Below are 2059 nucleotides of genomic sequence, written 5' to 3'. Positions count from 1 at the left end.
CCCCACCATAAATTTCAGCTCTCAATGCGGATCCTCCTCCCTCCACTCTTTGTTTTCCACCCTCGTAAATAATCGTAGATTCTGAGATCCCCTGTTCCCCTACAATCTCAGTACCACCATTTTCAATGGTTGTATTTTTACTGAAACCACCAGCTTCAACATAAAGTCTTCCTGATCCCTGAATTGTATTATTAATAGACTTCTTAAGAACACCTTGCTCTCCATCATCAGAGACATAAACTACGTTATCGTCACCGAGCAAAGAGCTTTGTAGAATTTCTCCTCCTTCCCCAATGCTGTAATGAATTACATCAGAGATACTAAAATCTTTTGACGATGTCATATTTTCTTCTTTTTCAGGAAGCTTATCTATAGGCGACTCCACATGAAGTGAAGGAATTACAGGAGCAGAAGTTATTTGTGATGTAGCCAAAGACCAAGTCTTTCCCCCATTATCATCTTTTGTCTTTAAGCCATACATGTAGGCTCCACCATCAATCGTACTCGTCTCTTCACCAGAAAAATCTGTCAGAGTAAAATGCGCATTTCCGCTTTGATCATGAATTAAATCAAGCTCCAAAACTAAATTCTGATCTTGTAGAGAAGAATTGGTCATTTCAACACCAGAATCGATAACACTTATGGTGTGATTACCTGATCCTTGTTTTATCAGAAGATAATCACCGCGCTGTTCTGCAAAATTAGTATGCAACCTAAAATGTAAACTCCCTGAAAGATCATTGATCTCAAGTTTGGAGTAATGTGGATTAAACACGGTAGAAGTAAAAATAACACGACCATTCCCACTCAGATTTTCAATCAAAGAACTTTCGCCATCTATATTAGAAGCAATAGAATACAATTTTGTATCTCTGCCATTTAAGACAATTTTTTCTACTTCAGTACGAGACTGCTCTGCACCAGCATAAAGATAAATCCGTCCAGAATCATTAACCGTTGTCTTTCCTTCCAATGTTGCGCCACCATGTAACCACGATTGTGCTTGATCCTTAACGGTTAAATCTTTTACATAACCTCCTAAATCTATTACCTGAAAAGCAGTCCCTTCTAAAAGAACGCCAATCGCGATTCCTCCCGCTAAAACATGTTGCTGTCCACCAGAAAAGACCTTCGTATCAAATGCAAAACTGCTATAATCGTTTAGATCCTCTTCTCCATAAAGATTTTGTATCCCTCCTTCCATGATCTGTGTGTTAAAAACCTCTCCATCATCATACACATTCTGATATCCTCGCACTCCATTCTCACCAGAAACGATAGTGTCATAGGCACTGCTTCTTACCATCGCACCTTTAATATCAGACTTTCCTGAAACAAATTGCTCACCTCCGTAAATTTTAGCCCCTTCAGCTTTTCCCCCCTTTTTAACCTTTTGTTGCCCACCTTTATGAACAATAGTATCCTGTGAAAGACCCTGTGTTTTAATAAGCTCAGTGCCACCTCTTTGAATTGTCGTATACAAGCTAAAACCACCGCTATAAACGGAAAGCTTTCCACCATCTTTAACTGTATTACTAATTGAAGTTTCTCCATTGCTATCAACTTCCTTGCTACTCGTGTCAAAGCTAGGATCTGCAATAGAAACAGTTGTTCCTTGATCAATTGTGAGTTCTGTAAGTAAATCACTTGATGAACCAGTATATGGTTTCAATACACTATCAAAAACTTGAAAAGTTGTCTCATCAATGGTGTGGTTTGCATCTAAGTACCAAATTTTACCAGTACCCTTATTGTTTCTATGTTTCAAACTGTACCGATAGGTTCCGGCATCAACAGTTCCGATTTTTTCACCAAAAGTGTTTGTCAGAGTAAAATGCGCATTTCCGCTGCGATCAGTAATTAATTTAAGCTTTTTGTAAGAAGAATTTGTAATTTCACGCCCAGAATCAGCCACACTTATTGTGTGAGAACCAGAGCCCCTTTTGTTAATCACAAGATAATCACTAAGATGCTTGGCAAAATTTACATTAAAATCAAAATGTAAAGAACCTGATAGATCATCAATATTAAGCTTAGAGTAATGCTTATCAGCCCGAGA

The 2059-nt window shown here is 38.2% G+C and carries 1 protein-coding gene; it reads right to left on the bottom strand.

The genetic code is table 11. The annotated features are described in order from the left end of the window. On the bottom strand, window positions 1–2059 hold a 2059-nt coding region (locus ACFIKE_RS09840), incomplete at both ends, for a pertactin-like passenger domain-containing protein (RefSeq protein ID WP_375649646.1).

It is taken from the genome of Bartonella sp. MU70NMGDW (assembly GCF_042194085.1).
GTDB lineage: Bacteria > Pseudomonadota > Alphaproteobacteria > Rhizobiales > Rhizobiaceae > Bartonella > Bartonella grahamii.
Note: the sequence above shows the minus strand (reverse complement) of the source record. Positions and strands in the feature narration are given on the sequence as shown.